This is a genomic window from Microbacterium enclense (genome assembly GCF_004022425.1).
GTDB lineage: Bacteria > Actinomycetota > Actinomycetes > Actinomycetales > Microbacteriaceae > Microbacterium > Microbacterium enclense_A.
Window position 1 is genome coordinate 1 of record NZ_RBZY01000016.1, and the last position, 25,730, is coordinate 25,730.

26 protein-coding genes, 2 tRNA genes, 1 other RNA gene and 1 pseudogene are annotated in these 25,730 nt (G+C 69.9%); 12 read left to right on the forward strand and 18 right to left on the reverse strand.

Features of this window, described 5'->3' with window-relative positions; all coding sequences use genetic code 11:
• Positions 1 to 37 precede the first annotated feature (37 nt).
• The 3 genes from D8Y23_RS05790 to D8Y23_RS05800 are packed head-to-tail and all read right to left on the reverse strand — an operon-like array spanning position 38 to position 2,650.
• The gene (locus D8Y23_RS05790; protein WP_128217219.1) at positions 38 to 1,225 is read right to left on the reverse strand and encodes an acetyl-CoA C-acyltransferase; all 1,188 of its coding nucleotides are present in this window, start codon (positions 1,223 to 1,225) and stop codon (positions 38 to 40) included.
• Entirely contained in the window at positions 1,222 to 1,875 is a 654-nt protein-coding gene (locus D8Y23_RS05795; protein WP_205796883.1) for a 3-oxoacid CoA-transferase subunit B, read from the reverse strand. The genes D8Y23_RS05790 and D8Y23_RS05795 overlap by 4 nt, the downstream gene beginning before the upstream one ends.
• A gap of 1 nt (position 1,876) precedes the next feature.
• A complete protein-coding gene (locus tag D8Y23_RS05800; RefSeq protein ID WP_128217220.1) occupies positions 1,877 to 2,650 on the reverse strand; it encodes a CoA transferase subunit A in 774 nt (257 codons plus the stop codon).
• Between the two features lie 107 nt (positions 2,651 to 2,757).
• On the opposite strand from D8Y23_RS05800, the gene D8Y23_RS05805 reads away from it, so the two are divergent.
• From D8Y23_RS05805 to D8Y23_RS05815, 3 genes are read left to right on the forward strand one after another with little or no spacing between them, the layout of a single operon-like run.
• Positions 2,758 to 3,555, forward strand: coding sequence for an IclR family transcriptional regulator (locus D8Y23_RS05805; RefSeq protein WP_240663806.1), 798 nt, complete (start codon positions 2,758 to 2,760; stop codon positions 3,553 to 3,555).
• Positions 3,556 to 3,594: 39 nt separating this feature from the next.
• Entirely contained in the window at positions 3,595 to 4,029 is a 435-nt protein-coding gene (locus tag D8Y23_RS05810) for a MarR family winged helix-turn-helix transcriptional regulator (protein WP_128217222.1), read from the forward strand.
• Positions 4,026 to 5,246, forward strand: coding sequence for an MFS transporter (locus D8Y23_RS05815; protein ID WP_128217223.1), 1,221 nt, complete (start codon positions 4,026 to 4,028; stop codon positions 5,244 to 5,246). Before D8Y23_RS05810 ends, D8Y23_RS05815 begins: the two co-directional genes overlap by 4 nt.
• Before the next feature lie 77 nt (positions 5,247 to 5,323).
• On the opposite strand, the gene D8Y23_RS05820 is transcribed toward D8Y23_RS05815, so the two are convergent.
• From D8Y23_RS05820 to D8Y23_RS05845, 6 genes are all read right to left on the reverse strand, one after another.
• Positions 5,324 to 6,799, reverse strand: coding sequence for an SGNH/GDSL hydrolase family protein (locus tag D8Y23_RS05820; RefSeq protein ID WP_128217224.1), 1,476 nt, complete (start codon positions 6,797 to 6,799; stop codon positions 5,324 to 5,326).
• Positions 6,800 to 6,904: 105 nt separating this feature from the next.
• The gene (locus tag D8Y23_RS05825; protein ID WP_128217225.1) at positions 6,905 to 7,786 is read right to left on the reverse strand and encodes an alpha/beta hydrolase; all 882 of its coding nucleotides are present in this window, start codon (positions 7,784 to 7,786) and stop codon (positions 6,905 to 6,907) included.
• Positions 7,783 to 8,304, reverse strand: coding sequence for an NUDIX hydrolase (locus D8Y23_RS05830; RefSeq protein ID WP_128217226.1), 522 nt, complete (start codon positions 8,302 to 8,304; stop codon positions 7,783 to 7,785). The genes D8Y23_RS05825 and D8Y23_RS05830 overlap by 4 nt, the downstream gene beginning before the upstream one ends.
• A 58-nt stretch (positions 8,305 to 8,362) precedes the next feature.
• Positions 8,363 to 8,605, reverse strand: coding sequence for a hypothetical protein (locus D8Y23_RS05835; RefSeq protein WP_128217227.1), 243 nt, complete (start codon positions 8,603 to 8,605; stop codon positions 8,363 to 8,365).
• A 191-nt stretch (positions 8,606 to 8,796) separates the two neighbouring features.
• Positions 8,797 to 9,858 (reverse strand): YihY/virulence factor BrkB family protein, encoded by a 1,062-nt coding sequence (locus D8Y23_RS05840; RefSeq protein ID WP_128217228.1) that lies wholly within the window; start codon positions 9,856 to 9,858, stop codon positions 8,797 to 8,799.
• 150 nt (positions 9,859 to 10,008) lie between these two features.
• Positions 10,009 to 10,084, reverse strand: a tRNA-Lys gene (locus tag D8Y23_RS05845).
• Positions 10,085 to 10,194: 110 nt separating this feature from the next.
• Between D8Y23_RS05845 and D8Y23_RS05850 the strand changes: the two genes are divergently transcribed.
• Positions 10,195 to 11,004, forward strand: coding sequence for an inositol monophosphatase family protein (locus D8Y23_RS05850; RefSeq protein ID WP_428844468.1), 810 nt, complete (start codon positions 10,195 to 10,197; stop codon positions 11,002 to 11,004).
• A complete protein-coding gene (locus D8Y23_RS05855; protein ID WP_128217230.1) occupies positions 11,001 to 11,582 on the forward strand; it encodes a hypothetical protein in 582 nt (193 codons plus the stop codon). Before D8Y23_RS05850 ends, D8Y23_RS05855 begins: the two co-directional genes overlap by 4 nt.
• On the opposite strand, the gene D8Y23_RS05860 is transcribed toward D8Y23_RS05855, so the two are convergent.
• Positions 11,573 to 11,827, reverse strand: coding sequence for a hypothetical protein (locus D8Y23_RS05860; protein WP_128217231.1), 255 nt, complete (start codon positions 11,825 to 11,827; stop codon positions 11,573 to 11,575). The genes D8Y23_RS05855 and D8Y23_RS05860 overlap by 10 nt on opposite strands.
• 60 nt (positions 11,828 to 11,887) lie before the next feature.
• Here D8Y23_RS05860 and D8Y23_RS05865 point away from each other — a divergent pair, with 60 nt between their 5' ends.
• Positions 11,888 to 12,427 (forward strand): YaeQ family protein, encoded by a 540-nt coding sequence (locus D8Y23_RS05865; RefSeq protein ID WP_128217232.1) that lies wholly within the window; start codon positions 11,888 to 11,890, stop codon positions 12,425 to 12,427.
• Positions 12,428 to 12,478: 51 nt separating this feature from the next.
• Here D8Y23_RS05865 and ssrA read toward each other — a convergent pair.
• Positions 12,479 to 12,848, reverse strand: a transfer-messenger RNA (tmRNA) gene (gene ssrA, locus D8Y23_RS05870).
• A 131-nt stretch (positions 12,849 to 12,979) separates the two neighbouring features.
• Here ssrA and D8Y23_RS05875 point away from each other — a divergent pair.
• Positions 12,980 to 13,627, forward strand: a complete 648-nt coding sequence (locus D8Y23_RS05875) for an SIMPL domain-containing protein (protein WP_128217233.1) — start codon at positions 12,980 to 12,982, stop codon at positions 13,625 to 13,627.
• A gap of 3 nt (positions 13,628 to 13,630) precedes the next feature.
• Here the strand turns inward: D8Y23_RS05875 and smpB are convergent, their stop codons facing one another.
• From smpB to prfB, 4 genes are all read right to left on the reverse strand, one after another.
• Positions 13,631 to 14,107: an SsrA-binding protein SmpB gene (smpB, locus tag D8Y23_RS05880; protein WP_022878410.1), complete on the reverse strand. Its 477-nt coding sequence runs from the start codon at positions 14,105 to 14,107 to the stop codon at positions 13,631 to 13,633.
• Between the two features lie 51 nt (positions 14,108 to 14,158).
• Positions 14,159 to 15,076, reverse strand: a complete 918-nt coding sequence (ftsX, locus tag D8Y23_RS05885) for a permease-like cell division protein FtsX (protein ID WP_128217234.1) — start codon at positions 15,074 to 15,076, stop codon at positions 14,159 to 14,161.
• Positions 15,073 to 16,089 carry a cell division ATP-binding protein FtsE gene (ftsE, locus tag D8Y23_RS05890; protein ID WP_128217235.1) on the reverse strand — a complete coding sequence of 339 codons (1,017 nt, stop codon included), beginning with the start codon at positions 16,087 to 16,089 and terminating at the stop codon, positions 15,073 to 15,075. Before ftsE ends, ftsX begins: the two co-directional genes overlap by 4 nt.
• A gap of 102 nt (positions 16,090 to 16,191) precedes the next feature.
• Complete coding sequence (gene prfB / locus D8Y23_RS05895; protein WP_128217236.1) at positions 16,192 to 17,301, reverse strand: peptide chain release factor 2; 1,110 nt, start codon at positions 17,299 to 17,301, stop codon at positions 16,192 to 16,194.
• On the opposite strand from prfB, the gene D8Y23_RS05900 reads away from it, so the two are divergent.
• Together D8Y23_RS05900 and D8Y23_RS05905 are read left to right on the forward strand one after the other, a co-directional pair.
• Positions 17,300 to 18,586, forward strand: a complete 1,287-nt coding sequence (locus D8Y23_RS05900) for an MFS transporter (protein ID WP_240663808.1) — start codon at positions 17,300 to 17,302, stop codon at positions 18,584 to 18,586. The two genes, prfB and D8Y23_RS05900, sit on opposite strands and share 2 nt — an antisense overlap.
• A 64-nt stretch (positions 18,587 to 18,650) precedes the next feature.
• Complete coding sequence (locus tag D8Y23_RS05905; RefSeq protein ID WP_128217237.1) at positions 18,651 to 19,247, forward strand: YoaK family protein; 597 nt, start codon at positions 18,651 to 18,653, stop codon at positions 19,245 to 19,247.
• 66 nt (positions 19,248 to 19,313) lie between these two features.
• On the opposite strand, the gene D8Y23_RS05910 is transcribed toward D8Y23_RS05905, so the two are convergent.
• Complete coding sequence (locus D8Y23_RS05910; protein WP_128217238.1) at positions 19,314 to 20,330, reverse strand: NADPH:quinone reductase; 1,017 nt, start codon at positions 20,328 to 20,330, stop codon at positions 19,314 to 19,316.
• A gap of 127 nt (positions 20,331 to 20,457) precedes the next feature.
• Between D8Y23_RS05910 and D8Y23_RS05915 the strand changes: the two genes are divergently transcribed.
• Together D8Y23_RS05915 and D8Y23_RS05920 are read left to right on the forward strand one after the other, a co-directional pair.
• Positions 20,458 to 20,539 (forward strand) — tRNA-Leu (locus D8Y23_RS05915).
• 51 nt (positions 20,540 to 20,590) lie between these two features.
• Positions 20,591 to 21,338 (forward strand): annotated as a pseudogene (locus tag D8Y23_RS05920) (DedA family protein).
• 5 nt (positions 21,339 to 21,343) lie between these two features.
• Here D8Y23_RS05920 and D8Y23_RS05925 read toward each other — a convergent pair.
• Positions 21,344 to 22,207 carry a Ku protein gene (locus D8Y23_RS05925; RefSeq protein WP_128217239.1) on the reverse strand — a complete coding sequence of 288 codons (864 nt, stop codon included), beginning with the start codon at positions 22,205 to 22,207 and terminating at the stop codon, positions 21,344 to 21,346.
• Positions 22,208 to 22,383: 176 nt separating this feature from the next.
• On the opposite strand from D8Y23_RS05925, the gene D8Y23_RS05930 reads away from it, so the two are divergent.
• A complete protein-coding gene (locus D8Y23_RS05930; protein WP_128217240.1) occupies positions 22,384 to 24,807 on the forward strand; it encodes an ATP-dependent DNA ligase in 2,424 nt (807 codons plus the stop codon).
• A 3-nt stretch (positions 24,808 to 24,810) separates the two neighbouring features.
• Here D8Y23_RS05930 and D8Y23_RS05935 read toward each other — a convergent pair whose 3' ends face one another.
• Positions 24,811 to 25,728, reverse strand: a complete 918-nt coding sequence (locus tag D8Y23_RS05935) for a cation diffusion facilitator family transporter (protein ID WP_128217241.1) — start codon at positions 25,726 to 25,728, stop codon at positions 24,811 to 24,813.
• Positions 25,729 to 25,730 lie beyond the last annotated feature (2 nt).

Genomic DNA, 25,730 nt, shown 5'->3' on the forward strand with positions numbered 1-25,730 from the left:
GATGCCACGGCCTCGGGGTCGTGGCATCCCTTCGTCGTCAGCGGGTCAAGATGAGCGCGTCGCCCTGCCCGCCGCCACCGCACAGCGCCACCGCGGCCGTACCGCTCCCCCGCCGCGCGAGTTCGTGCACCGCGTGCACGACGAGCCGGTTGCCGGACGCCCCGATCGGGTGCCCGATCGCGATACCGCCGCCGTGCGGGTTGACGACCTCATCCGGCAGGCCGAGCTCGGCCTGCGAGCGCGCGACGACCGCGCCGAAAGCCTCGTTGATCTCGACGTGATCGAGGTCGGCTGCCACGATCCCTTGCTTCTCCAGGGCGCGGGCGATGGCTCGGGCGGGCTGGGCGTGCAGCGAGTTGTCCGGCCCGGCGACCTGGCCCGACGCCCCGACCATCGCGAGGACGTCCCACCCGCGCTCGTCGGCCACGGCCCGCGTCGTCATGACGACCGCTGACGCGCCGTCGGAGATCTGCGACGCGTTGCCCGCCGTGATCGAGCCGCCCTCGGCGAACGCCGGGCGCAGCTTCGCCAGGGTCTCGGCGGTCGTGTCCGGACGGATGCCTTCGTCGGCGGTGGCGACGATCGGGTCGCCCTTACGCTGCGGAATCGCCACGGGCACGATCTCGGCCTCGAACGCGCCCGCCTGCTGCGCCGCGGCCGCGCGCTGGTGCGACCGGGCGGCCACGGCGTCCTGAGCCTCCCGCGTCACCTCGTACCGCGCGTTGGCGCGCTCCGTCGACGCGCCCATGCTCTCGCGGTCGTAGGCATCGGTGAGGCCGTCGTGCGCCATGTGGTCGAGCACCTCGACCGATCCATAGGCGTAGCCGTCGCGGGAGTTCATGAGCAGGTGCGGGGCGCGCGTCATCGACTCCATGCCCGCGGCCACCACGACGGTCGCGTCGCCGAGGCGCAGCATTCGTGCGGCGTCGATGACGGCCGTGAGGCCCGAGAGGCAGACCTTGTTCACGGTGGCGGCGTGGACGTCCCAGCCGATGCCCGCGGCGATCGCTGCCTGGCGTGCCGCATTCTGCCCGGCCCCCGCCTGGAGCACCTGCCCGACCAGCACGGCGTCGACGGCGCCGGTGGGGATGCCACCGCGCTCCAGAGCCCCCGAGATGGCGGCCGCACCGAGCTGGACCGCCGTCAGGGGCGCGAGCTGTCCCTTGAGACGGCCCTGCGGGGTGCGGGCGGCGGCGACGATGACGACGTCGGTGGGAGAGGTCATGCGTTCTGCTCCTCGAAGATCCGGACGGTGAGCGGGGGTTCGGTCGCGGCGACCACGTCGTCGACGGAGACACCGGGTGCGACCTCGACGAGCACGAGACCCCCGGCGGTGACATCGATCACAGCGAGGTCGGTGATGATGCGGTCGACGACCCCGCGGCCTGTGAGCGGCAGCGAGCACGCGTCGACGATCTTCGGCGAGCCGTCGCGCGCGACGTGCTCCATCAGGACGATGACGCGGGCGGCGCCGTGAACGAGGTCCATCGCCCCGCCGGGGCCCTTCACCATCTTCCCCGGGATCATCCAGTTGGCCAGATCTCCGGATGCCGAGACCTGCATCGCCCCGAGGATCGCCGCATCGATCTTGCCGCCGCGGATCATGCCGAAGCTCGTGGCCGAGTCGAAGAAGGCCGCCCCGGGCAGCGACGTCACCGTCTCCTTCCCGGCGTTGATGAGGTCGGCATCCACCGCATCCTCCGTCGGGTAGGGGCCGACGCCCAGGATGCCGTTCTCGGACTGCAGCACGACCGTGACGCCGTCCGGGACGTGGTTGGGCACGAGGGTCGGGAGACCGATGCCGAGGTTGACGTACGAGCCGTCGGCCAGTTCGCGGGCCGCGCGCGCGGCCATCTCGATGCGGGTGAGGGCCATATCAGCGGGCTCCTTCGGTGACGGTGCGCTTCTCGATGCGCTTGACGATGTCGGGACCGACCTCGACGAGGCGGTGGACGAAGACACCGGGCAGGTGCACGTCGTCGGGGTCGATCTCGCCGGGCTCCACGAGGTGCTCCACCTGCGCGATGCACACGCGGCCGGCCATCGCGGCGAGCGGGTTGAAGCTGCGTGCGGCCTTCCGGAACACGAGGTTGCCGTGGCGGTCGCCCTTCCACGCGTGCACGAGCGAGAAGTCGGTGGTGATCGCCTCCTCGAGCACGAACTCGCGCGGCTGGCCGTCCACGTCGAACGTGCGGACGTCCTTCGCCGGGGATGCCACGGCGACACCGCCCGCACCGTCGTAGCGCTGCGGCAGACCGCCCTCGGCGACCTGCGTCCCCACACCGGTCTGCGTGTAGAACGCGGCGATGCCCGAGCCGCCGGCGCGCAGCTTCTCGGCCAGCGTGCCCTGCGGTGTGAGTTCGAGTTCGAGCTCTCCGGTGAGGAACTGCCGCTCGAACTCCTTGTTCTCCCCGACGTACGACGACGTCATCTTGCGGATACGCCCGGCACCCAGCAGGATGCCGAGCCCCCAGTCGTCCACGCCGCAGTTGTTCGACACGACCGAGAGGTCACGCGTGCCTCGCGCGAGCAGCGCCTCGATGAGGGCGATGGGGTTTCCGGAGAGGCCGAAGCCGCCGACCGCGAGCGATGCCCCATCGGGGATGTCGGCGACGGCGTCGCTCGGCGACGGCCAGGTCTTGTCGATCACGCGGACTCCTTCGTGCAGGGATCGGTGGTCTCATCCTGTGCTCGCTGCTGCCGCGAGGCAGTGTCGCTTCTTGCGATGTGGATGCCAGCCCGCGTAGCGTCCACATCGTGGACACGCCCTCGCTCCCCTCCGCCCGCACGAGCGTGCCCGGCACGCAGGCGATCGCCCGGGCCGCGCATCTTCTCCGCTTGGTCACGGCCGCGGGAACCGACGGCGCGGCGGTGGGCGAGCTGGCCGTTCGGGCAGACCTCACCCGCCCCACGGCCCATCGCGTGCTGTCCGCATTACGGCAGGAGGGTCTGGTCGACCGCGACGAAACGACCGGACGATGGCTTCCGGGGCCGGAGCTGTACCTCATGGGTACGGTCGCGGCATCCCGGTTCGACATCACCGCTCTCGCGCGCGACATCGTGCGCTCGCTCGCCGTGCGGACCGAGGAGAGCGCGTTCCTCTCCGTGCGGCGCGGCGACGAGACGGTGTGCCTGGTACGGGAGGACGGCAGCTTCCCGATCCGCTCCTTCGTGCTGTCGGAGGGCGTGCGGTTCCCGCTCGGCGTGGCATCCGCGGGACTGGCGATCCTCGCGTTCCTCCCCCCGGACGAGGTGGATGCCTACCTCGAACGCCACGGGGAGCTCCCGGAACGGTGGGGCAGTGCGCACTCCCCCGCCCGACTGCGCACGCGGGTCGCCGACACCAAAGCGCGCGGGTACGCCGTGAACCCGGGGTTGATCGTGGAGGGCAGCTGGGGCCTCGGGGCAGCGGTATTCACTCGCACCGGAGAACCGCAGTGGGCTCTGAGTCTCACCGGTGTCGAGTTCCGATTCTCCGGCGACCGACTCGCCGAGCTCGGGCGGATCCTGCTCGCGCACGCGCATCAGCTCTCGACCCGCATCGGCGGTCGATGACGCATACCAACGTTATATAACAGGGGTATGCTGGGGAGAATGACCCGCGACGATGATCTCCAGAGACTGATCCTCGCGGTGCACGCCCTCACGCGCATCGCGGCCATCGACACCAAGAACGACGCCCCCGGCGCGCAGTGGCGCACGCTCACGCTCCTGCGTGATCACGGGCCGCAAAGGCTCGGCGACCTCGCCACGCTCAGCCGCGTCTCGCAGCCCGGCATGACCCGACTCGTGCATCAGATGGAGGGTGCCGGCCTCGTCGCCCGCGGCATCCATCCGGACGACTCGCGCGTGAGCGTCGTGTCCGCGACCGACGACGGGCTGCGGGAGCTCGACCGGTGGTTCGTCGCTCTGAGCTCCGCTCTCACCCCGCACGTGGCCGACCTCACGGATGCCGAGTGGGATGCCGTGCGCGTGAGCGCCGACGCCCTCGCCACCCGCGTCGGTCTGCGGCCGGAGGTCGTGCGATGAGCGCCGCACCCCGCGTCTGGAAGCAACCGGCCCAGGTCTGGGCCGTCGCGTTCGCCTGCGTGGTGGCGTTCATGGGCATCGGCCTCGTCGATCCCATCCTCCCCGCGATCGCCGAGTCCCTGCAGGCGTCGCCCGTCGAGACGGAGCTGCTCTTCACCAGCTACCTGGTGGTCACGGGACTCGCGATGCTGGTGACGAGTTGGATCTCGAGTCGCATCGGTGCGAAGGCGACACTCCTCGTCGGCCTCGCCCTGATCGTCGTGTTCGCGCTGTTCTGCGCCCTGAGCGGCAGCGTCGACGCCGTCATCGGCTTCCGCGCGGGCTGGGGACTCGGCAACGCCCTGTTCATCTCCACCGCGCTCGCCACCATCGTGGGGGCCGCCTCGGGCGGGAGTTCCGCGGCGATCGTGCTGTACGAAGCCGCTCTCGGCCTCGGTATCGCGGTGGGGCCGCTGCTCGGTGGCATCCTAGGCGAGGCGAGCTGGCGGGGACCGTTCTTCGGTGTCGTCGTGCTCATGGCGATCGCGTTCGTCGCCGTCGCGGTGCTGCTGCGGGGACCGGCGCCCGCTCGCACGCCCATCCCGTTCAGCGCGCCGTTCCGCGCCCTGGGTCGGCCCGCGCTGGCGATCCTGGCGGCGACGGCGCTGTTCTACAACATCGGGTTCTTCACGCTGCTGGCGTTCTCACCGTTCCCGCTCGGCTTCGGCGCGATGGGCATCGGACTGACCTTCTTCGGGTGGGGCGTGGCGCTGGCGATCACGAGCGTGTGGGTAGCTCCGTTGCTGCTGCGGCGGATGCGATTGACCACCGTTCTGCTCGTCGCGCTGCCGCTGCTGGCGGCGGACCTGCTCGTCGCGGCCTTCGTGGTGGCGTCGCCTCCCGCGCTCGTCGCGTGCATCGTCGTCGGCGGTCTCGTGCTGGGGGTCGTGAACACCGCGCTCACCGAGGCGGTGATGGAGGCCACCGACCTTCCCCGCTCGGTCGCGTCGTCGTCGTATTCCGCGGTTCGGTTCCTGGGTGGCGCCGTGGCTCCCCCGCTCGCCGCGTTCCTCTGGCACGCGGCCGGCGCCGGTGTCCCGTACGTCATGGCGACCGTCTCGGTGGTGATCGCGGCTGCGTGCGTGCTGTTCGGTCGTCGGGCCCTCGCGCACATCGATGCCGCGCACCCGACCGCGGCCGACGAGGGGGCCGCCGTGTTGGTCGGCGACGCCGCTTAAGGCCGGACGACGACGAGCGCCCGGTCACCGACATCGCGTCGGTGGCCGGGCGCTCGTGTTCGATCGGACGCTCGCCGTCAGCCGCGGGCTCGGCGACGGCGAAGAATCACGGCCGCCACGATGCCTCCGACCAGCATCACGATGCCGATCGCGATCGCTCGCCCGACGGGCGGAGTCCCCGTCGTCGCAAGGTCGGATCCGGACGCCGCGGTCGGCGGTTGCGTCACGTTCGGGACCGGCGTCGTGGAGGCGGAGGACGTGGGGGTGGGCGTCGGCTCGACCGTCGCACTGGGCGACGGGGGTGCCGTCGGGTCGGGCGTCGGTGTCGGGGTGGGTGTGACCGTCGCATCGGGGTCCGGTGTCGGACTCGGTGTGGCGCTCGGTTCGGGCGTGGGCGTCGGCGTCGGGTCCGGCGTGGGCGTCGGAGTAGGAGTCGGGGTCGGATCCGGCNGGGTCAGGGTCGGATCCGGCGTGGCCGTCGGCGTGGGACTCGGCTCCGGCGTGACGGTCGGTGTCGGGGTCGGGTCCGGCACGGCGAACAGCGCGCGCACCGCGTCGGCCGCCTCGTCGCGCGCGAACGCCATACCCGAAGCGTTCGGGTGAAGTGCTCCGCGCTTGATGCCGCCGAGGGGAAGCCCACTGACCGGGATGCTGTCGGACGAGAGCGTGAGCGTGATGCCGTTCACGTAGGCATCAGAAGGGCTGCAGGGGCTGTGCGCCAGCGAGCCCGGCAGGAGCGACACGTAGGAGGCCCCGGCGGCGGCGGTCGCCGCGGCCATTGCGTCATCCATGTATGCCTGGGTGTCGCGCAGCAGCGCGACGTCGACATCGAGGTACGGGAACGCGTTCGAGCGGAAGCCGAAGAACCCCTGCGTCAACGTGGTGTAGCAGCCAGAGGCCGGAGTGTGAGCGGCGTCCGGTGCGAGAGCCGGGTATCCGAGCACGATGATCTTCGCGTTCGGTGCCCGCGTGCGAATGGTCTGGAGGGCGGAACCCAACGCGGGTGCGACGGTCTCGTCGATCTGCGTCTCGAGAGTGTTCACCGGCCCCGCGGGCGTGTCCACGATGAACTGTTCGCGACACGTCTGATGTGTCTGCCCGTCGAGGCTTCCGAGCACCGGACCGGTGGGCGCCAGCGCGACGCACATCTGGCCGATGTTCCAGAAGCCGAGGTCGTTGCCGCCGATGGTGAGGGTGACGAGGTCGGTGGTGGCATCCAGGAAATCGGTTTGGACCGGGGCCGTGCCGCCGACGTTCTGCGGGGTGTCCACGACGTTCGCGATCACCGCACCCCCGCAGGTGCGGTCGGTGAGTGCGAAACCGAACTCCGCGGCGAGGAGGTGCGGATAGTTCTGGTCGGACTGGTCGCAGCCCGGCGCGGGCTGAGTGGATGCCAGTGGCAAGCCCCACCCCGCGGCGTACGAATCGCCGAGCGCGACGTAGGAGCGCCCGGTCAGATCGGGCACGACCGCCGAGGCGGCGGAACCGGCGACGGCGAAAGCCGCGGCGGAGAGGACGGCCAGAACGGCCCCGGAGGCAAACAGACGTCGCATCCGGCGAGGCTAGGGTCGTCGCGCGCGACGACGACGAGAAGCGGCTCGAAGGCCGCCTGAAGTCACCCCGGTGCCGACCGCCGCGACGCGTCCGGCTCACCCGGGTCAGGTCACGTCGTGGGCGAGTGACCGCGCCGCCGCGACGACCTGCCGCGCGCCCACGTGCGACATCACAATGGAGTAGTGGTCGGTCCCGCTGACCCGTCGAGCGTCGCGCAGACGGGGCGCCGCGGCTCGCACGCGCGCGAGGTCGGGGTACAGCGGCGGGATCTCGCCACGGAGCCCCCGCTCGGCGGCGAGAAGCACCGTCGGTCGTGGCATCCGGTCGAGGGCTTCCGCGATGTCCGCGCCGGTGTTCTGGTCGATCGAGTCGGCCTCCACCGTCGCGAGCGTGGTCGCGGGACGCAACTCCGGCCCCGAGCCGACGAGGTCGTAGGCGAAGTAGGCGTCGAGCAACGGATCCTCACGGTCGGCGAACGCCGGGTGGGCACGCCAGAAGTCGCGGTAGGCCGCGGTCGTCGGGAACCTCATCTCCAGACGGGCGGCCGTGGGCCCGAGTACGTGCCTGACCGCCTCGACCGGCGGCATCCCCGCGGGAAGGTCGAGCGGCAGACCGCCATCGACGAGCACGACGGCAGCAGCTCGATCGGGGTGACGGTCCGCGAACACCGCCGAGACGAACGCGCCCATCGAATGCCCGACCACGAGCGCCCGCTCGATGCCCATGGCGTCCAGGACCGCCGCGAGATCGTCGGCGTGGGCGGCCATCCCCAGCGGTCCCTGCACGTCGGCGCTGCGACCGCGCCCGCGCAGGTCGGGAGCGATGAGACGTACGTCCGGCGCCTCGCGCGCCACCCACGACCACGCGAGGTGCGACGCCGTGACCCCGTGCACGAGCAGCCACGGAAGGCCGACGGCATCCGGATGCCACTCCCCGACCTGCAGAGTGCCTCCGGGCACGCTCACGCCGAACTCGCGGTTGGTCACGCGTCCTCCCGCACGGCTGCCTCGAGCTCGTCCCACAGCTGCGCGAACCGCGCGTTCCACGGTGTGGCGAAGGCACCGGCCTCCCACCTCCGACGTACCTCAGCGAGCTCGACCCACTCGGCCTCGCGCACTTCTTCGGGATCGACCGCGACCTCCGGCTCACCGTCGACCCGCACCGCCCACAGATCGAACAGCGCCCGCTCTTCGACGACCCGCCCCACGAGCACGAGATCATCCGGAAGGACGAAGATCCCCACTTCTTCGCCCAGTTCGCGGATCGCTCCGCGCCGGCTCGACTCGCCGCGCAGCGCGCTGCCCGCCGGGAACTCCCACGCCAGCGGATACTCCTTCCCCTCCGCACGCCTGCTGATGAGAACCCGCCCACTGGATGCCACCGCGCACACGGATGCCACGATGTGGAACGACCCCGCTGGCACCGGCCCATCACCCCGTCGATGAAGCGTTCCGGTGGGCGTGCCCTGGACGTCGGTGACGTCCCACATCTCGTCGTCAGCCATATCGCCATCCTCCCCCGGCTCGATCGAGAAGCGGAAGGCATCCGCAACGAACGGAGACCTACTCGCCAACGGGAGGCTGCGCTCGCGAAAGCCGTCGAAGCATCCGCCTCGAGGCACACAGCAACAGGATGCCGGTGGCGAGAGACAACATCACGCTGACCGCGCTCAACACTGACGGCGGGTCCCCGCTCTCCGCCCAGCGCACGAGTATCAGCACGATCGAAACGACCGCAAGCAGGAGGATTCCGACGCCGCACCACATCATGAAGCGCAGCCATCGGGTGGAGGTGATCGCGCTCATGGTGTCCTCGGGCTCACGGTTTGTTCACGACTCTCGGCGAACAGTAGGCCGGCGAGAGCAACCGCCGCGACCGCGAGAATCATCGGCGAGGTCGATGATCGGCGGGAAGCGCTCACGGGGACAACGTGGCCGCTTCGCCCGAACATCGCCCGCGCGACGGAGCCCACCGCCGGGGGGGGGGCTCGCCTCGATCACTTCGCTCCGTCGTGCTCCTCGCGGATGCGGCGCCCCTCGGCGACATCCTCCGCCTCCTTTGCGTCGGACTTCTTCAGGTTGCGGTCATCCCGCGGCGGCAGCTGAATGTCGTCCTCGGCGGCGATACCGGCTTCGAGCTCGCGCGCGCGCTCCATCTCCGCGTCGAACTCGGCACCGAACAGAAGCGCGAGGTTCGCGATCCACAGCCACAGCAGGAAGATGACGATGCCCGCGAGAGACCCGTACGTGCGGTCGTAGTTCGAGAAGTTGCCGACGTAGATGCCGAAGGCGAGGGTGGCGAGGGCCAGCACGGTGATGGCGATGAGGGCGCCGATGCTGATCCAGCGGAACTTCGGCTGCTTCGCGTTCGGGGTCGCGTAGTACAGGATCGCGACCATCAGCACGACGATGGCGGCGAGCACCGGCCACTTCAGGATGGACCACAGCGTCCGCGCGACATCGCCGACTCCCAGTGCGTCGCCGACCGCCGCGGTGACCGGACCCGACACCACGAGGATCGTCGCCGCAATGAACAGAAGAACGATGCCGATCACGGTGACGAGTAGCTGAACCGGCTTGAGCTTCCAGAACGGGCGGCCTTCCTCGATCTCGTAGATGCGGTTCATCGCGCGGCTGAACGCGCCCACATACCCGGATGCCGACCACACGGCGAGAAGGATTCCGGTGATGAGCGCGATACCCGCCGCCGGCGACGAGGCGATCTCCTCGATCGGCCCACGGATGGTGTTCGCTGTCTCGCCGGGCGCCGCCTGCTCGATGATCCCGAGAATCGCGTCCGCGGCCGCCCTCCCCTGCCCCACCACGCCGAGCAGCGAGAAGAGCGCGATGAGCGCCGGGAAGACCGAGAGGACCGCGAAGTAGGTCAGGGCCGCGGCGATGTCGATGCACCCGTCGGATGTGAACTCGCGCAGGGTCTTGCGGAGGACGTACTTCCACGAGCGCCGGTCGAGGTCGTCGGGCGAGTCCGGCTTGGCCGGATGCTCAGCTGCGGGCGTCTCGCCCTTCGAGGTGGGGCGACCTGCGGTGTCGGAACTCATCGCCCCAGTGCAGCGAAACGGCAGCGATGCCTCTACACCCTTGCCCTGCGCGCGGTCCTTGTGCTGCGAGCCTCGATGGTCCCATCACCGGATGCGGACAAGGCCCGAACCTCGGCGAATGATTCGACCGGGACTCGGGCCTTGTTCGTGTGGTGCACCCCCTGGGACTTGAACCCAGAACCCACTGATTAAGAGTCAGTTGCTCTGCCGATTGAGCTAGAGGTGCATTCTGTCGGCCCGAAAATGCGTTCCGAACCGAGGGATTACGTTACCAGGCGTGACGTGGCGTCACCAAATCGGTGCAGGCACGCCGTCTATCCTGGACGCGTGTCCCCCATCGATGAGTCCCCCTCGTCCCTGAGCGACGACCTCGCGCTCGCGCTGCGGCTGGCCGACGCCGCCGATGCGGTCGCCATGGCGCGTTTCGACGCGTCCGACTTGCGCATCGACACCAAGCCCGACCGCACCCACGTGACCGAGGCCGACCTCGCTACCGAGCGGGCTATCCGGGAGATCCTGGATGCCGAGCGACCCGACGACGCGATCCTCGGCGAGGAGTACGGAACGACCGGCGACACCGTCCGCCGCCGTTGGGTCATCGACCCCATCGACGGCACGCACAACTACATGCGTGGCATCCCGATCTGGGCGACGCTCATCGCCCTCACCGTCGACGGGGTCCCGCAGGTCGGTGTCGTCAGCCAGCCGGCGCTCGGCCGACGCTGGTGGGCCGCCACCGGGCACGGGGCCTGGACCAACGGCCGTGACGGCGAGGCGCGTGGCATCCATGTCTCCGGTGTCGATGAGATCGCGCACGCGAGCATCAGCTTCCAGAGCATCGAACAATGGGACGACGTCGACCTCGTGCCGACGCTCGAGCGCCTCGCGCGCGCCGTATGGCGCGATCGTGGATACGGCGACGCGCTGCCCTACATGTGGCTGGCCGAGGGCCGACTCGAACTCGTCGCGGAATTCGGGGTGAAAGAGTATGACATCGCGGCGATCGCGCCGATCGTGCGAGAAGCCGGTGGACGGTTCTCGGCGTTCGACGGATCCGAGCGCCTCGACGCCGAGTCGTCGCTCGCGACGAACGGCGTGCTGCACGACGCGTTCCTCGCCTTTCTGCACGAGACGGACACCCCGTGACGCGGCGCACGCTCGCGGCGGCCTTCGTCGCGCTGCTCGCTGTCACGGGGCTCGCCGCGTGCGCCCCCGCGGCCGAGCCCGATCCGACGCCCACGGCGACCGTTGAGGAGGGCGACCCGACTCCGACGGCCGATTCGTCCGCGACGGAGACCCCGGATGCCGGCGCCGCCGACCCGACGTGCGAGACGATCATCCCGCGCACGACGGCCGCGGACTTCCGCAGCATCGGGTGGTCGCCGCAGAGCGAGGTCTTCCGCGTCGGAGCGACCGAGGTATCCGACGGCATCCTGCGCAAGTGGAGCAGCGGGTCGCCGACCGCCGACCGTGTGCAGATGTTCGGGTGGGCACCGATCGACGCGGCAGAGGCGGAGAAGGCACAGGACGACCTCGTCGGGTCGGGCTGGAAGCGCGAGGACGGCACCGGCGACGAGGTCTACGTGACCGAGAATCCCGACTGGCTCGCCGGCCGCGGCGTCGACGGGTACGGCATCACGTACCTGTTCGGCGACGGCTGGGTGAAGGTCGCCGACACGAAGCAAAGCCTCGTGCTGATCGACTGGCCTCCCGCTCAGCGATAGGGATTCACCGCGTCGGCGGATCCGGATGCCGCGTGCCCCTGGTCCCACGCATCGCCCCGCGCTTCGCGCTCCCGCCAGAGCGCGTCCACCTGCAGCACGCGCTGTGCGAGTGCGACCCAGTCATGCCACGCCCCGGCGGGCACCGACACCCCGTCCGCGGCAACGGCACGCCACGTCGGAGAGTCGGCATCCGTGTCCAGCTGCAAAGGACCGACGTCGATGCGGTGCGCGCGAGGATCGGGCATCCTCCGACGCTAGGTCTCGCGCGCGGTCCCCGGCAAGCCGGTCGCGTAGGCTCGAGCGTCGTGGCTATCGGCGCGACCATTCATACCTTCACGGTGCAGCTCTCCGACGTCGACCGCGGCGTCTACGACGAACTGCAGCTGCGGGTGGCCCGGCATCCGTCCGAGACCGCCCCGTACATGCTCACGCGCGTGCTCGCCTACTGCCTCGAGTACGAGGAGGGCATCGCGTTCAGCGAGGGCGTCTCCGCAACCGATGAACCGGCCGTGATGGTGCGCGACCTCACAGGCGCGCTGGTGGCCTGGATCGAAGTGGGAGCCCCGGATGCCGCCCGCCTCCACACCGGCAGCATGAAGGCCGAACGGGTCGCCGTGTACACCCACCGCGACCCCGAGAAGGTGGCGGCGCCTTGGGCGGGCAAGCGCATCCACCGGGCGGAGGAGGTGCTGCTTCACTCCTTCGACGCGGGTTTCGTCGAGCGGATGGCGGGCGCGATCGAGCGCCGCAACACCGCAACCCTGACGCGCACCGAGGGTCGCGTGTACCTCGAACTCAACGACGTCTCCGGCGAGAGCGACGTGCACACCCGGACCGCGGCATAGAAAAACCCCCGCCCGCGAAGTGCGGGCGAGGGTTTCTCCGGTGACGATGGTTCGTGGAGCTGGGGGGAATCGAACCCCCGTCCAACGCTGGGTCTCCGCGTTTTCTCCGGGCGCAGTCTGTGCAGACGTTCTGCTCGGCCCCGACCTTTGTCACAGACACCTAAGTCGACAGGCCCAGTCCGGGAAAAGTCCCGCGTGACGTCCGGACGCCGTCACACAGCAAGACCCCTAAATGACGCCAGGATCCGTGGCGGGGTCACACACGGTCTGACGGACTATCGGGCTCGCTTACGCAGCGAGGGCGAAGTCAGTGCGCTTGGTTTCGGCACTTATTGTTTTGCAGGGAGCGTTTACGAGATAACCCCACATCCTCGGCCCGCTTCTCGCAGGTTCGCAGGCGCTGTCGAAACCGATCAGCCCCGGGAACTCCGTGAAGGAGCGACCATCGTCACACTGTTGATTTACCAATCGGATGCCGAAGCACCCGAGCATCACAGACTACAACGGATCCGCCCTCTGGGCCATTCCCGGCCGCTCGCATAGGCTCGCCGCATGAGCGAGGTCGTCATCACGGTGCGGGGCGAGAGCGAGACGCGCGTCCGCGCGGAAGAGGCCGCGGTGCGCGTCACCGTCTCCACCGACGGGCCGGCTCGCGGCCCTGTCGTCGAGCGGGCGCAGGAGCGGGCGGCATCCGTCCAGGACGGACTGGTCGCGCACCTGCGATCCGGCGAGGTCTCCGAGTGGTCGAGCGCGCGGGTGTCGGTCTGGTCGGACCGGCCGTGGAACAACGACGGCGCTCAGCTGCCGCTCGTCCACCACGCCAGCGTCGAACTCTCCGCCACATTCACGGACGCGGGCGCCCTGTCGTGGTGGCTCGGCGACGTCACCGAGTCCGACGATGTGCAGGTCACCGCGGTGGACTGGCGGCTCGCTCCCGAGACACGGGTGCGCGTGGAGCGGAAGGTAGCTGCGGCCGCCGTGCAGGTCGCCGTCGAGCGGGCCGCCGCCTACGCCGAGGCGTTGGGTCTGGCATCCGTCACCGCGGTCGAGATCGCGGATGCCGGCCTGCTGGAGTCGCATCCCGAGAGCTCTGCCCCGCGAATGATGGCCGCCCGCGCCGACATGGGGCCGTCCTTCAGCCTGCAGCCGCCCGAGCTCGTCGTCAGCGCCACCGTCGAGGGACGCTTCCGCGCGGAGTGAGGGTCACTCCCCCAGGCGGTTCTTCGTGCGCATGGCCCTCTCGGCCTCGCGCTTGTCCTCGCGCTCTCGAATGGTCTGGCGCTTCTCGAACTCGCGCTTGCCCTTCGCGACCGCGATCTCGACCTTGGCGCGACCATCCAGGAAGTACAGGCGCAACGGCACGAGCGTGTAACCACCCGCGGCGACCGCGTGCGAGAGCTTGACGATCTCGTCCTTGTGCAGCAGCAGCTTGCGCGTGCGCTTGGCCGAGTGGTTCGTCCAGTGTCCCTGCGAATACTCGGGGATGTGGACCGCGTCGAGGTACGCCTGACCGCCGTCGATGTAGGCGTAGCCGTCGGTGAGGTTCGCACGCCCCTGGCGGAGCGACTTGACCTCCGTGCCCGTCAGCACGAGTCCGGCTTCGTACGTCTTCTCGATGGCGTAGTCGTGGCGCGCCTTCTTGTTCGACGCGATGAGCTTCTCACCCTGCTCACGAGGCATGGTGCCACCTCCTCATGATCGCGGGCACACAGAGCCCCTCAGTCTACGCGATCACGTGCGCAGCCAGCGGCGGATCGCGAAGCTCGCGCTCAGCGCGGCCAACAGCACGCCGATAACGATGATCACCGGCACGACGATCGCGAGGTCCGGGAATCCCACCCACGACGTGACGAAGGTGATGCGCTCGCGCAGGTATTGGTTCACGCCGACACCGACGATCGCCCAGACGGCCACGCTCGCGAGAGCGGACCCGATGAGCGCGGCGAGAACACCTTCGAGGACGAACGGCGTCTGGATGAAGCGGTTCGACGCGCCGACCAGACGCATGATCCCGAGCTCTCGCCGGCGCGCGAACGCCGACAGCCGGATCGTCGTGGCGATCAACAGGACGGCGGCAATCAGCATGAGCCCGGCGATACCGACCGCCACATAGGTCGCCACCGTGAGCGTCTGGAACAGCGGCTCCAGGTACTGCATCTGATTGGTGACCTCTTCGACCCCCGCCTGATTGCTGAAGGCTTCGGAGATGACATCCGACTGGCTCTGATCGACGAGGTTGATGCTGAACGTCGCGTTGAACTGTTCGGCCGTGACGACACCGGCGATGTCGTCCGACAGCAGACCCTTCGCGTCCTCGAACGCCTGATCACTCGTCTGGAACGTGAAATCGCGGATCAGCGGGGCGAGAGCGGGCCCTTCGAGCGCGGCCTGCACCGCGTCGATCTGCGCTTGATCGGCGACCTGCCCCGGCGTGCAGGACGGCTGGTCCGACACCGTGGAGCACATGAACACGGCAACCTGCGCCCGATCGGCCCAGAACGACTGCATCTTGCCGATCTGCATCTGCATGAGCATCGCGGCACCGACGAACGTGAGCGAGACGAAGGTCACGAGGATCACCGAGATGACCATCGAGGCGTTGCGCCGGAGGCCGGTGAACGCCTCCGAGAGGATGAGCCCGAACCTCATGACGTGGGCCCCACTTCGCTGTCGCGGTCGTTCTTGTCTGCGAGGCCGAGACGGTCGGCGAGGCCCAGGGCGTCCACATCGGGCGTCGTCACCGGAACCGAGCGGGTGTGCGCATTCGGTTCACGCGGCTCCCCCGCGGGTTCCGACGTGCTGGCGGCGGCGACCTGCTCGGCCTGCTCGGCCACGGCGCGGGCGGCGTCGGCGAGGTTCAGCGGCTCGACAGAGCCCGTGATGTGCGCGACCTCGCGCTGCACCTCGAGCACGGCCGTGAGCGCCGCGACAGCCGCCGCGCCCTTCTCGACCTCGGGCGCGAGCCGAGGCAGACCCGATGTGTCGCCGTAGCCACCGCGACGCTCGTCGCGCACCATCTCACCGTTGCTCAGCTCGATGACGCGGCGCTGCATCTGGTCGACGAACCCGGCCTCGTGCGTCGCCATGACGACGGTCGTCCCGCCGGCGTTGATGCGAGCGAGAAGTCGCATGATGTCGATGGACGTCCCGGGGTCGAGGTTTCCCGTCGGCTCGTCGGCGAGCAGCACCTGCGGGCGGTTCACGAGGGCGCGCGCGATCGCGACGCGCTGCTGCTCACCGCCGGACAGCTCGTGCGGAAGACGCTTCTCTTTCCCGTCGAGGCCCACGAGCGCGAGGACCTCGGGCACCGCCTGCTGGATGAACCCGCGCGACGCACCGGTGACCTGCAGCGTGAAGGCGACGTTCTGGTGGACCGTCTTGTTCGGCAGCAGCCGGAAATCCTGGAACACGGAACCGATGTGGCGACGGAAGTACGGAACCTTCCGGTTCGACAGCGTGCGCAGGTCGCGTCCGAGGACGACGACCCTCCCCTCGCTCGGCGTCTCCGCGCGCAGGATGAGCTGCAGACACGACGACTTGCCGGAACCCGAAGCCCCGACGAGGAAGACGAACTCTCCGCGCTGCACCTCGAAATCCACGGCGTTCAACGCCGGTCTCGTGGTGCCGCGATACCGCTTGGTGACGTTCTCGAACCGGATCATGGCTCGACGAGCCTAAGCGTGCCGACTCCCGAGCCCGACAGGACGCGCCGGGTCACGAAACCGGGAGAGTCCTATGGATGCCACGACCGTGGCATCCATAGCTCAGTCGTCGTCTTTGCGCTTGCGCCAGCGGATGCCCGCCGCGATGAGTCCGTCGAGGTCGCCGTCGAAGACGACCGCGGGGTTTCCGACCTCGTAGCCGGTGCGGAGATCCTTGACGAGCTGCTGGCCGTAGAGGAAGTAGGAGCGCATCTGGTCGCCCCAGCTGGCCGTGATGGTACCCGCGAGCTCCTTCTTCTTTGCCGCTTCCTCTTCGCGCTTGAGCAGGAGCAGGCGGGTCTGGAGGACGCGCATGGCGGCGGCGCGGTTCTGGATCTGCGACTTCTCGTTCTGCATCGAGACGACGAGGCCCGTGGGGAGGTGCGTGATACGGACCGCGGAGTCGGTGGTGTTGACCGACTGACCGCCGGGGCCGGACGAACGGAAGACGTCGACGCGGATGTCGCCTTCGGGGACCTCGACCTCGACGGCCTCCTCCATCACGGGGATGACCTCGACCGCGGCGAAGCTGGTCTGGCGCTTGTCCGCCCCGCCGAACGGGCTGATGCGCGCGAGGCGGTGCGTGCCGGCCTCGACCGACAGCGTGCCGTACGCGTAGGGGACATCGACCTCGAAGGTCGCGGACTTGATGCCCGCACCCTCGGCGTAGGAGGTGTCCATGACCTTCACGGGGTACTTGTGGCGCTCGGCCCACCGCAGGTACATCCGCAGGAGCATCTCGGCGAAGTCGGTGGCGTCGTCGCCGCCGGCGCCCGAGCGGATCGTCACGACGGCCGAGCGCGCGTCGTACTCGCCGTCGAGGAGGGTCTGCACCTCGAGCTGGCTGATGACCTCGCGGAGCGACGCGAGCTCTTTCCGAGCCTCGTCGGCGGAGTCTTCGTCTTCCATCTCGTTCGCGAGTTCGACCAACACCTCGAGGTCGTCGAGGCGCTGCTCGAGCTCGGTGATGCGCTTGAGCTCGGCCTGACGGTGGCTGAGACGGCTGGTGACCTTCTGGGCGTTGTCGACGTCGTCCCAGAGGTCGGGCGCGCCCGCCTCCTCGTTCAGACGTTCGATGTCGGCGGTGAGTGCGTCGACGTCGACCACGGCCTGAATATCGGCGAAGGTCGAGCGCAGCGCCTGGATGTCGGCGGCAAGGTCCAGTTCGAGCATGACACTCCAGCCTATCGTGGACACGATGACGAGCGACTCCCCCCGAGACGTGCTGGTGCGGTTCGCGCCGATGATCTACGGCCCCACCCTCCTCTTCGCCCTCGGCGAAGGGGCGGTGATTCCGCTGATCCCCGTGATCGCCAATCGCCTCGGCGCGGACGTCGCTCTGGCCGCCCTGATCGCCTCCGCGCTCGTCGTCGGCACGTTGTGCGGGAACATCCCGGCGGGATGGGCCGTCGCGCGCTTCGGTGAGCGGATCACGATGGGCGTGGCCGGCATCGTGATCCTCGGCGGTCTCGTCGGCGTCGTCCTCGCGAACTCGCTCGCCGTGTTCGCGGCGGCGGTGTTCGTGATCGGGTTCTGCGCGGCATCCTTCGCCCTCGCCCGACATTCGTTCATGACCACGCGCGTTCCGCTGCATTTCCGCGCGCGGGCCCTGTCGCTGCTGGGCGGGACCTTCCGGCTCGGCATGTTCGTGGGGCCCTTCGTCTCCGCGGCGCTGCTCGGCATCTTCGGCGATGAATCCGCGTCCATCGCCTTTTTCGCGGTGTGCCAGGTCGCGACGATCCTCCTCGTCTTCCTCGGTCCCGATCCGGAGCGCGCCGTCGCTGCCCCCGCGACGCCGGGACCGCTCTTGGAAGACACCGGCGAACCCGTCTCCGGCTCGATCCCCACGGTCGAGCGGAGCGGGGTGTTCCGCACGATGTGGCGGTTCCGCGGGGTGCTGGCCCGCCTGGGCCTCGCGGCAGGCTCCCTCTCGGCGGTGCGCTCCGCGCGGCAGGTCGTCCTGCCCCTGTGGGGCGTCTCGCTGGGTCTGGATGCCTCCACGATCGCGGTCGTGGTCGGGGTCTCCGGCGCGATCGACTTCGCGCTGTTTTACGCCAGTGGTCAGGTCATGGACCGCTTCGGGCGTTTGTGGGCCGCGCTCCCGGCGATGATCCTCATGGGCGCGGGATTCTTCGCGCTGTCGGTCACCCACGAGTTGGACGGTGCGGCGATGTGGTTCTCCATGTTCGCGGCGGTGCTCGGGGTGGGGAACGGCCTGTCCAGCGGCATCCTGCTGACCCTGGGCGCCGATCTCGCGCCGCCCGACGACCCGGCCGCCTTCCTCGGCTCGTGGCGCACGCTGACCGATGGCGGCGGAGCGATCGCGCCGGTGCTCGTCTCCGTGCTGACGGCGGTGTTCTCGCTGCCCGTCGCCGTCGCGGCGATGGGGGTCGTCGCCGCCGTCGGAGCCGTGGGCTTCGTGCGGTGGGTGCCCCGGTACGTGCCGCGCGCGCGCTGAGTTGCCCTCACCACCCCGACCGCACCACGATGAGACCGATGCGCTCGCCGGACGGAGGATGCCGATGAAGGACGTCGACCGCGGCTCACTCGCCGTCTCGGCCGTCCTGGCGTCCGTCGCGGGGTTCGTGGACGCGATCGGCTTCCTCGACACGGGCGGGCTGTTCGTGTCGTTCATGAGCGGGAACTCGACGCAGGCGGCCGTGGAGGTGTTCGGTCCCGGCGCGTGGGTGGCCGTGGCATCCGCGGGCATCATCGCCGCGTTCGTGCTCGGTGTCGCCCTCGGCGGCATCGCGAGCACCGTGATGCGGCGTCCGCGCCCCTGGATCGTGGGCGGGGCCGCCGTCGTGGTCGGTGCGACGGCGATCCTGGCCCTGGGCGGCAGTGCGACCCTGTGGCGTGCCGGCCTCCTGGCCGCGGCCATGGGAGCGGTCAACACGCTGTTCCTGGCCGACGGACGCGCGCGCGTGGCCATCACCTACAGCACCGGCACGCTCGTGAGCCTCGGGCTCGCCCTCGCGGCACTGCTCACCGGCGGCTCCCGCACGGCGTGGCGCCGCCCGCTTCTCCTGTGGGGCTCGCTCCTCGCCGGGGCCGTGATCGGCGCGGTGGCGCACCGAGCAGGGAGCCCGCTGGCCCTCGCCCTCGCGGCCGCCCCCTAGGTGCGTGCGCCGTCGTTCTCGCTCGACGTCCGGCCTGAGGCCCGGTCGACCTCGGCCTCCCGCACGTCACTCCACCCGGATGAGCACCTTGCCCGTTGCTCCACCCTCGACCGAGTCGTGGGCGGCAGCGGTCTCCGAGAGCGGAAACCACGTCAGCGGAAGTCCGGCGTTCTCCCCGACGGGAAGAACCCCCGCGGCGACCGCGGCCGCGACGTCCTCCGCGGCCGCGGCGAGGGCCTCTTCACCGACGGTGTAGAGCAGCAGACCCTGCCAGCGCACGTTCTTGGCGAAGCTCGCCCGCACCGCGGCGCTGAAGGAATCGCCGCCGTTGTCGGCGTAGTACCCGATCGAACCGTGGTTGGCGATGACCTCGACGTCGAGTCCGGCATTCTCGGCGATCGCCACCTCCACGATGTGGTCGACGCCGTCCGGAGCGATCCCGCGGATGCCATCGGCCAGGCCCGCATCCGGGTACCGCAGCACGTGGTGCGCGCCGGCCGCTCGGGCGAACGCCTCCTTCTCGGCGCTGCTCACCGTCGCGATCACGGTGGCCCCCGCCCACACGGCGAGCTGGATCGCCGCGTGACCGACGGCGCCGGCGCCGCCCTGGACGAGGACGATACGTCCGTCGAGCGCTCCGGGCGCGAGGCGGGCCGGACCGGACTCGTGCACCGTGAGGGCACGGTGAGCCGTCATCGCGGGAACGCCCAGGCTCGCTCCGAGCTCGAACGATGCCCCGTCGGCGAGGGGGACGGCGCGGGCGGAGGGGATGACCGCGTACTCCGCCGCGGTGCCGGTGGGGCGCTGGTGCGCGGCCAGGTAGATCCACACGCGATCGCCGACGGCGAGTCCGGCGACGCCCTCGCCCACGGCATCCACTGTTCCGGCACCGTCCTGGTTCGGGGTCACCTCGTCCGCCACGAGCGGGCGACCGACGGTGGCGCGCGCCTTCCAGTCAGTCGGGTTCACGCCGGACACGGCGATGCGCACGCGCACCTCGCCGGCACCGGGTTCGGGGACCTCACGCTCCACGAGCGAGAGGACCGAGGAGTCACCGGGATGCGTGTAGACGATGGCCTTCATACCGATGCCAAGGTGCGGCGGCTCGGGGGCATTCCCGCGACACGCGCGCGGGGTCATGCCGGGCGCGAGTGGTTCGCGGGTGGTTCACACGGATCGGGAGGCGCTCGGGCCTACAATGAGGGCACCCGCGGGAGTGGTGAAACCGGCAGACACGCAGGATTTAGGTTCCTGTGCCTTCGGGCGTGGGGGTTCAAGTCCCCCCTTCCGCACGGATTCCCCTTCCACGAGACCGTTTCTCCTGACCCGACGGGACCGATGTGATCCACTCCGCTGCGCTGCTCCCCTGGCTGGACCCGGCCGCCATCATCACCAACTCGCAGCCCTGGGCGCTCCTGGTGGTGTGCTTCATCGTCTTCGCCGAGACGGGGCTGCTGATCGGGTTCCTCCTCCCCGGCGACACGCTTCTGATCATGGCGGGCCTGCTCTCGCACTCCACCCCGGCCGCGCCGAACGGCGTCTTCGGCCTCAACGCCTGGTGGGTCGCCTTGTCCATCGGTGTGGCCGCCTTCGTCGGGGGCGAGGTCGGCTATCTGATCGGGCACAAAGCGGGACCCTCGATCTTCGAGCGGAAGGAATCCGGCATCTTCAGCCGGAAGAACGTGGAGCGCACGAACGCGTTCTTCGAACGCTTCGGCGGTATCACGGTGATCCTCGCCCGCTTCGTGCCGGTCGTCCGCACGTTCGCGCCCATCGCGGCGGGCGTCGGACACATGCCGTGGCGCAAGTACTCGCTCTACAACCTCATCGGGGCGATCATCTGGGGGTATCGGTCTGACGATGATCGGCTATGCCGTCGGGTACATCCCGTTCGTCCGTGACATCGTGACCGAGTACATCGACGTCATCCTGCTCGCAGCCGTGGCGGGAACGGCGATCTTCATTGCGGTGCACTACTTCCGTGAGCGGGCTGCCGCGAAGCGCGAAGCGGTGGCCGGCATCACGACCGATCCGGAGTCGCTGGTCCTCGACCCCAAGACACTCGAGGACGGCGACCACCGCGCCCGCTGAGGCGATCAGGACGCCTTCGAGGACTTCTTCTTCGGCTCCGCCTTCTTCTTCGGGCCCGACTCCTCGGCCTTCCCGGAGCGGGCTGCACGGCTGCGCTCGACGCTCGCTCGGAGCGCCTCCATGAGGTCGATGACCTCTCCCCCGTCGTCCTCGGCATCCTGTTCGCCGAACGTGGCCGACGTGTCGATCGCATCGCCCTGCTCGAGCTTCGCGTCGATGAGCGTGCGCAGCTCGCGCTGGTACTCGTCGCCGAACTCTTCCGGGTCGAAGTCCTTCGAGAAGCTCTCGACGAGGGATGCCGACATCTCGAGCTCCTTCGCCGAGATGCGGACGTCCTCGTCAAGGGAGGGGAACTCGGCCGCGCGGACCTCGTCGGCCCACAACAGGGTCTGCAGCACCAGCACGTCGCCGCGCGTGCGCAGCGCCGCCAGCCTCGTCTTCTGCCGCAGCGAGAAACGGACGATCGCGGTGCGATCGGTCTGTTCGAGGGTTTTGCGCAGGAGCACGTACGCCTTCGGTGACGACGAGTCGGGCTCGAGGTAGTACGCCTTGTCGAGGGTGAGCAGATCGACCTGATCGCTCGGCACGAACTCCACCACCTCGATCTCGCGGCTTCGCTCACTCGGCAGCGACGCGAGGTCGTCCTTGGTCAGGACGACGGTCTGCTCTCCGTCGTCGTACGCGCGGTCGATGTCCTGGTAGGCCACGACCTCGCCGTCGACCTCGCAGATGCGCTGGTAGCGGATGCGCCCGCCGTCCTTGTTGTGCACCTGGTGGAGGGGCACGTCATGGTCCTCGGTGGCGGAGTACACCTTGACGGGCACGTTGACGAGGCCGAACGTCAGCGCGCCTTTCCAGATCGATCGCATGCGTCCAGTGAACACCCCCGGCACCCCGGATGCCGAGGGGCTTGTGTCGGCGGTGGCGCAGAACTCCTGCACCCGAACGCGCTGCGCGCCTGTGGGCGGCTGCCGGCGGGCCGCTGCAGGAGTTATGCGGCGCAACCCCGCGGCATCCGTCCCCTGCATCGCTCTACGCTGGGGCGATGGCGGAGCAGACGGTACGCATCGACGGCCGCCGGCTGCGCCTGTCGAACCTCGACAAGGTGCTGTACCCGGAGACGGGGACCACCAAGGGCGAGGTCATCGACTACTACAGCCGCATCGCTCCGCGGTTGCTCCCTCACGTAAGCGGGCGGCCCGTGACCCGTAAGCGCTGGCCCGACGGTGTCGGCACGGAGGCGGATCCCGGGGAGCCGTTCTTCGCCAAGGCGCTGGAGCCCGGCGCTCCGACCTGGATGCCACGGCATCCGATCGACCACTCGTCGGGGGCGAAGGACTATCCGCTCGTCGGCGACGTCCCGGCGTTGGTGTATCTCGCTCAGGTCGCGAGCCTCGAGCTGCATGTGCCGCAGTGGCGGTTCGACGCCGCCGGGAGCCGTCTGAACCCCGACCGGATCGTGCTGGACCTCGACCCGGGGCCGGGCGTCGGGCTCGCCGAGTGCGCCGAGGTCGCCCGGTGGGCCCGGACGATCCTGCGCGACATCGGTCTCGACCCACTGCCGGTCACGAGCGGCAGCAAAGGCATCCATCTCTATGCGCATCTCGACGGGCGCCAGTCGAGCGACGCGGTCAGCGCCGTCGCGAAGGAGCTGGCCCGCGCGATCGAGGCCGATCACCCCGATCTCGTCGTGAGCCAGATGTCCAAAGCCGCCCGGCCCGGCAAGGTGTTCATCGACTGGAGTCAGAACAACGGCTCGAAGACGACGATCGCACCGTACTCGCTGCGCGGCCGCGCCGAGCCGACGGTCGCCGCCCCGCGCACGTGGGAGGAGCTCGACGACCCGGGGCTGCAGCACCTGCTGTTCCACGAAGTCCTCGAGCGACCCGGCGATCCCCTCGCGCCGATCGACGCCGTGGACGGCCCCCTCCGGGCGTACATCGCGAAGCGCACCGCAGGGCGCACGCCCGAGCCCGTCCCGGATGCGCCCCACGCCGACACGGACGGCGAGGGATCGCCGCGGTTCGTCATCCAGGAGCACCACGCCTCGCGCCTGCACTGGGACCTGCGGCTCGAACGCGGCGGCGTGCTCGTCAGCTGGGCGGTCCCGAGAGGCGTCCCCGCCACGACCGGGAAGAACAGCCTCGCCGTCATGACCGAGGACCACCCGATGCAGTACCTCGACTTCGCGGGCGAGATCCCGCGCGGACAGTACGGCGCGGGCACCATGACCGTGTGGGACACCGGCACGTACGACCTCGAGAAGTGGCGCGACGACGAGGTCATCGCGACCCTCACCGGCCGTCCCGACGGTCCTCTGGGTCGCGTTCGACTCGCGCTCATCCGCACCGAGGGTTCGGGCGAGAAGTCGCAGTGGCTGCTGCACCGGATGAAGACGGATGCCGACGGCCACCCGCAGCGCGACGGCGAGCCTGTCGTGCCGCGCGCGGACCCCGCGCGCCGCGCATCGCCGTCATCCACCTCCGCACCGGCCGCCCCCTCCGACGTCCGCCCGATGCTCGCCACCGCGTCGACCGCCGGGCTGGCTCGCGCCGCCGCCGAGCGCTGGGGCCGGGAGTGGGTGGAGATGAAGTGGGATGGCATCCGCGGAATCGGAAGCTGGGACGGTGAGCGTCTGCGCCTGCGCTCCCGCAATGGCAACGACCTGACCGCCACCTACCCGGAACTGACGACCGTCGACCTCGGCCTGGGGTCCGCTCCGGCCATCCTCGACGGGGAGATCGTCGCCCTCGACCCCCAGGGTCGGCCGAGCTTCCCTCTCCTGCAGAAGCGGATGAACCTCGCGCAGGCACGGGAGATCTCGCACGAGGCGGCACGAACGCCCGTTCATCTGTACCTCTTCGACGTCCTGCAGGCCGACGGCCGCGATCTCACAGGTCTTCCGCTCGCCGAGCGCCGCGAGCTCCTCGAGGACCTCGCCGCCGACGCCGCGGACGTCGTCGTGGTGCCGCCGGTCTTCGACGACGTCGAGGCGGCGCTGGCGACGAGCGGACGATTCGGGCTCGAGGGCATCGTCGTCAAGGACCCCGACGCGCCGTACCGGGGAGGCGAGCGCTCCGACCGGTGGCTCAAGGTCAAACACTCCCGCACGCAGGAGGTCGTCATCGGCGGCATCCGTCCGGGCAAGGGCAACCGTTCGGGCACGATCGGCTCGCTGCTGGTCGGCGTGCCCTCCGCTGCCGGCCTGCAGTACGCGGGGCGCGTGGGTTCGGGCTTCGGCGAGCAGACGCTCGCCCGCCTGTCCGCCCTCCTCGAACCCCTGCGGACGGATGCCGACCCCTTCGTCGGCGTCCCTGCGGCCGACGCCCGCGACGCGCTCTGGGTGCGGCCCGACCTCGTCGGCGAGGTGGAGTTCGCCGAGTTCACGCCCGGCGGAATCCTGCGGCAGGCGCGCTGGCGAGGACTCCGGCCCGACAAGGACCCGGCGGAGGTCGTCCGCGAGGACTGAGCGCTACGCGTGCTGCGCGTCGTGCTCGACGTGACCGGCGGGCTCGAGCTGGAACGTGGAGTGCTCGACGTCGAAGTGGTCGGCGAGACAGGTCTGGAGGGATGCCAGGATGCGCGCCGCCCGGCCGTCGGCGAGGGCAGAGTCCTGAACGACGACGTGCGCGCTGAACACGGGGGCTCCGCGGGTAAGCTGCCACACGTGGACGTCGTGCACATCGACGACGCCGTCGGCCTCGCGTAGGTGCTCCCGGATCTCGGCCACCTGGACACCGGTCGGCGCGGACTCGGTGAGCACGACCATGACCTCGCGCAGGAGCCCGATCGCCCGCGGCACGATCATCACCGCGATGAACAGCGAGGCGATGGCATCCGCCTGCACGAATCCGGTCGCCACGATGACGATCGCCGCGACGATCACAGCGACTGAACCGATCAGGTCGCCGAGCACCTCGAGGTAGGCGCCGCGGACGTTGATGCTGCGCTTCTGCGCGCGCCCGAGCAGCCACATCGACACGGCATTCGCGATCAGGCCGACGACGGCCACGACCAGCATGAGGCCGCCCTGCACCTCGGCCTCGCCCGGTGAGACGAGCCGCTGCACGGCCTCGAACGCGACCCACAGGCTCAGGACGATGAGGACGATGGCGTTGACGAGCGCCCCGAGCACCTCGGCGCGCTGGTACCCGTACGTGCGGCGATCATCGGCGGGACGCGCCGCGATGGCCGTCGCGATGAGCGCCACGACGAGGGCTGCGGCATCGGTGAACATGTGTGCGGCGTCGGCGAGCAGAGCGAGCGATCCGGTGACGATCGCGCCGACGACCTGCACGATCATCACGGTCGCGGTGAGCGTCAGAGCGATTGAAAGCAGCCGTCGGTTCCCGGCATCGCGGATGCCACCGGCGGGTGCGTGATCGTGCATGG

Coding starts and splice junctions, on each gene's coding strand:
- smpB (WP_022878410.1), bottom strand. CDS start 14,107: ATGCCTCGTGAGCAGGGTGAGAAGCTCATCGCGTCGAACAAGAAGGCG.
- D8Y23_RS05860 (WP_128217231.1), bottom strand. CDS start 11,827: ATGCCCGATCCTCGCGCGCACCGCATCGACGTCGGTCCTTTGCAGCTG.
- D8Y23_RS05840 (WP_128217228.1), bottom strand. CDS start 9,858: ATGAGTTCCGACACCGCAGGTCGCCCCACCTCGAAGGGCGAGACGCCC.
- D8Y23_RS05930 (WP_128217240.1), top strand. CDS start 22,384: ATGGCGGAGCAGACGGTACGCATCGACGGCCGCCGGCTGCGCCTGTCG.
- D8Y23_RS05830 (WP_128217226.1), bottom strand. CDS start 8,304: ATGGCTGACGACGAGATGTGGGACGTCACCGACGTCCAGGGCACGCCC.
- D8Y23_RS05925 (WP_128217239.1), bottom strand. CDS start 22,207: ATGCGATCGATCTGGAAAGGCGCGCTGACGTTCGGCCTCGTCAACGTG.
- D8Y23_RS05935 (WP_128217241.1), bottom strand. CDS start 25,728: ATGCACGATCACGCACCCGCCGGTGGCATCCGCGATGCCGGGAACCGA.
- ftsE (WP_128217235.1), bottom strand. CDS start 16,089: ATGATCCGGTTCGAGAACGTCACCAAGCGGTATCGCGGCACCACGAGA.
- D8Y23_RS05835 (WP_128217227.1), bottom strand. CDS start 8,605: ATGAGCGCGATCACCTCCACCCGATGGCTGCGCTTCATGATGTGGTGC.
- D8Y23_RS05790 (WP_128217219.1), bottom strand. CDS start 1,225: ATGACCTCTCCCACCGACGTCGTCATCGTCGCCGCCGCCCGCACCCCG.
- prfB (WP_128217236.1), bottom strand. CDS start 17,301: ATGCTCGAACTGGACCTTGCCGCCGACATCCAGGCGCTGCGCTCGACC.
- D8Y23_RS05875 (WP_128217233.1), top strand. CDS start 12,980: ATGAGCGAGGTCGTCATCACGGTGCGGGGCGAGAGCGAGACGCGCGTC.
- D8Y23_RS05900 (WP_240663808.1), top strand. CDS start 17,300: ATGACACTCCAGCCTATCGTGGACACGATGACGAGCGACTCCCCCCGA.
- D8Y23_RS05815 (WP_128217223.1), top strand. CDS start 4,026: ATGAGCGCCGCACCCCGCGTCTGGAAGCAACCGGCCCAGGTCTGGGCC.
- D8Y23_RS05905 (WP_128217237.1), top strand. CDS start 18,651: ATGAAGGACGTCGACCGCGGCTCACTCGCCGTCTCGGCCGTCCTGGCG.
- ftsX (WP_128217234.1), bottom strand. CDS start 15,076: ATGAGGTTCGGGCTCATCCTCTCGGAGGCGTTCACCGGCCTCCGGCGC.
- D8Y23_RS05795 (WP_205796883.1), bottom strand. CDS start 1,875: ATGGCCCTCACCCGCATCGAGATGGCCGCGCGCGCGGCCCGCGAACTG.
- D8Y23_RS05910 (WP_128217238.1), bottom strand. CDS start 20,330: ATGAAGGCCATCGTCTACACGCATCCCGGTGACTCCTCGGTCCTCTCG.
- D8Y23_RS05810 (WP_128217222.1), top strand. CDS start 3,595: ATGACCCGCGACGATGATCTCCAGAGACTGATCCTCGCGGTGCACGCC.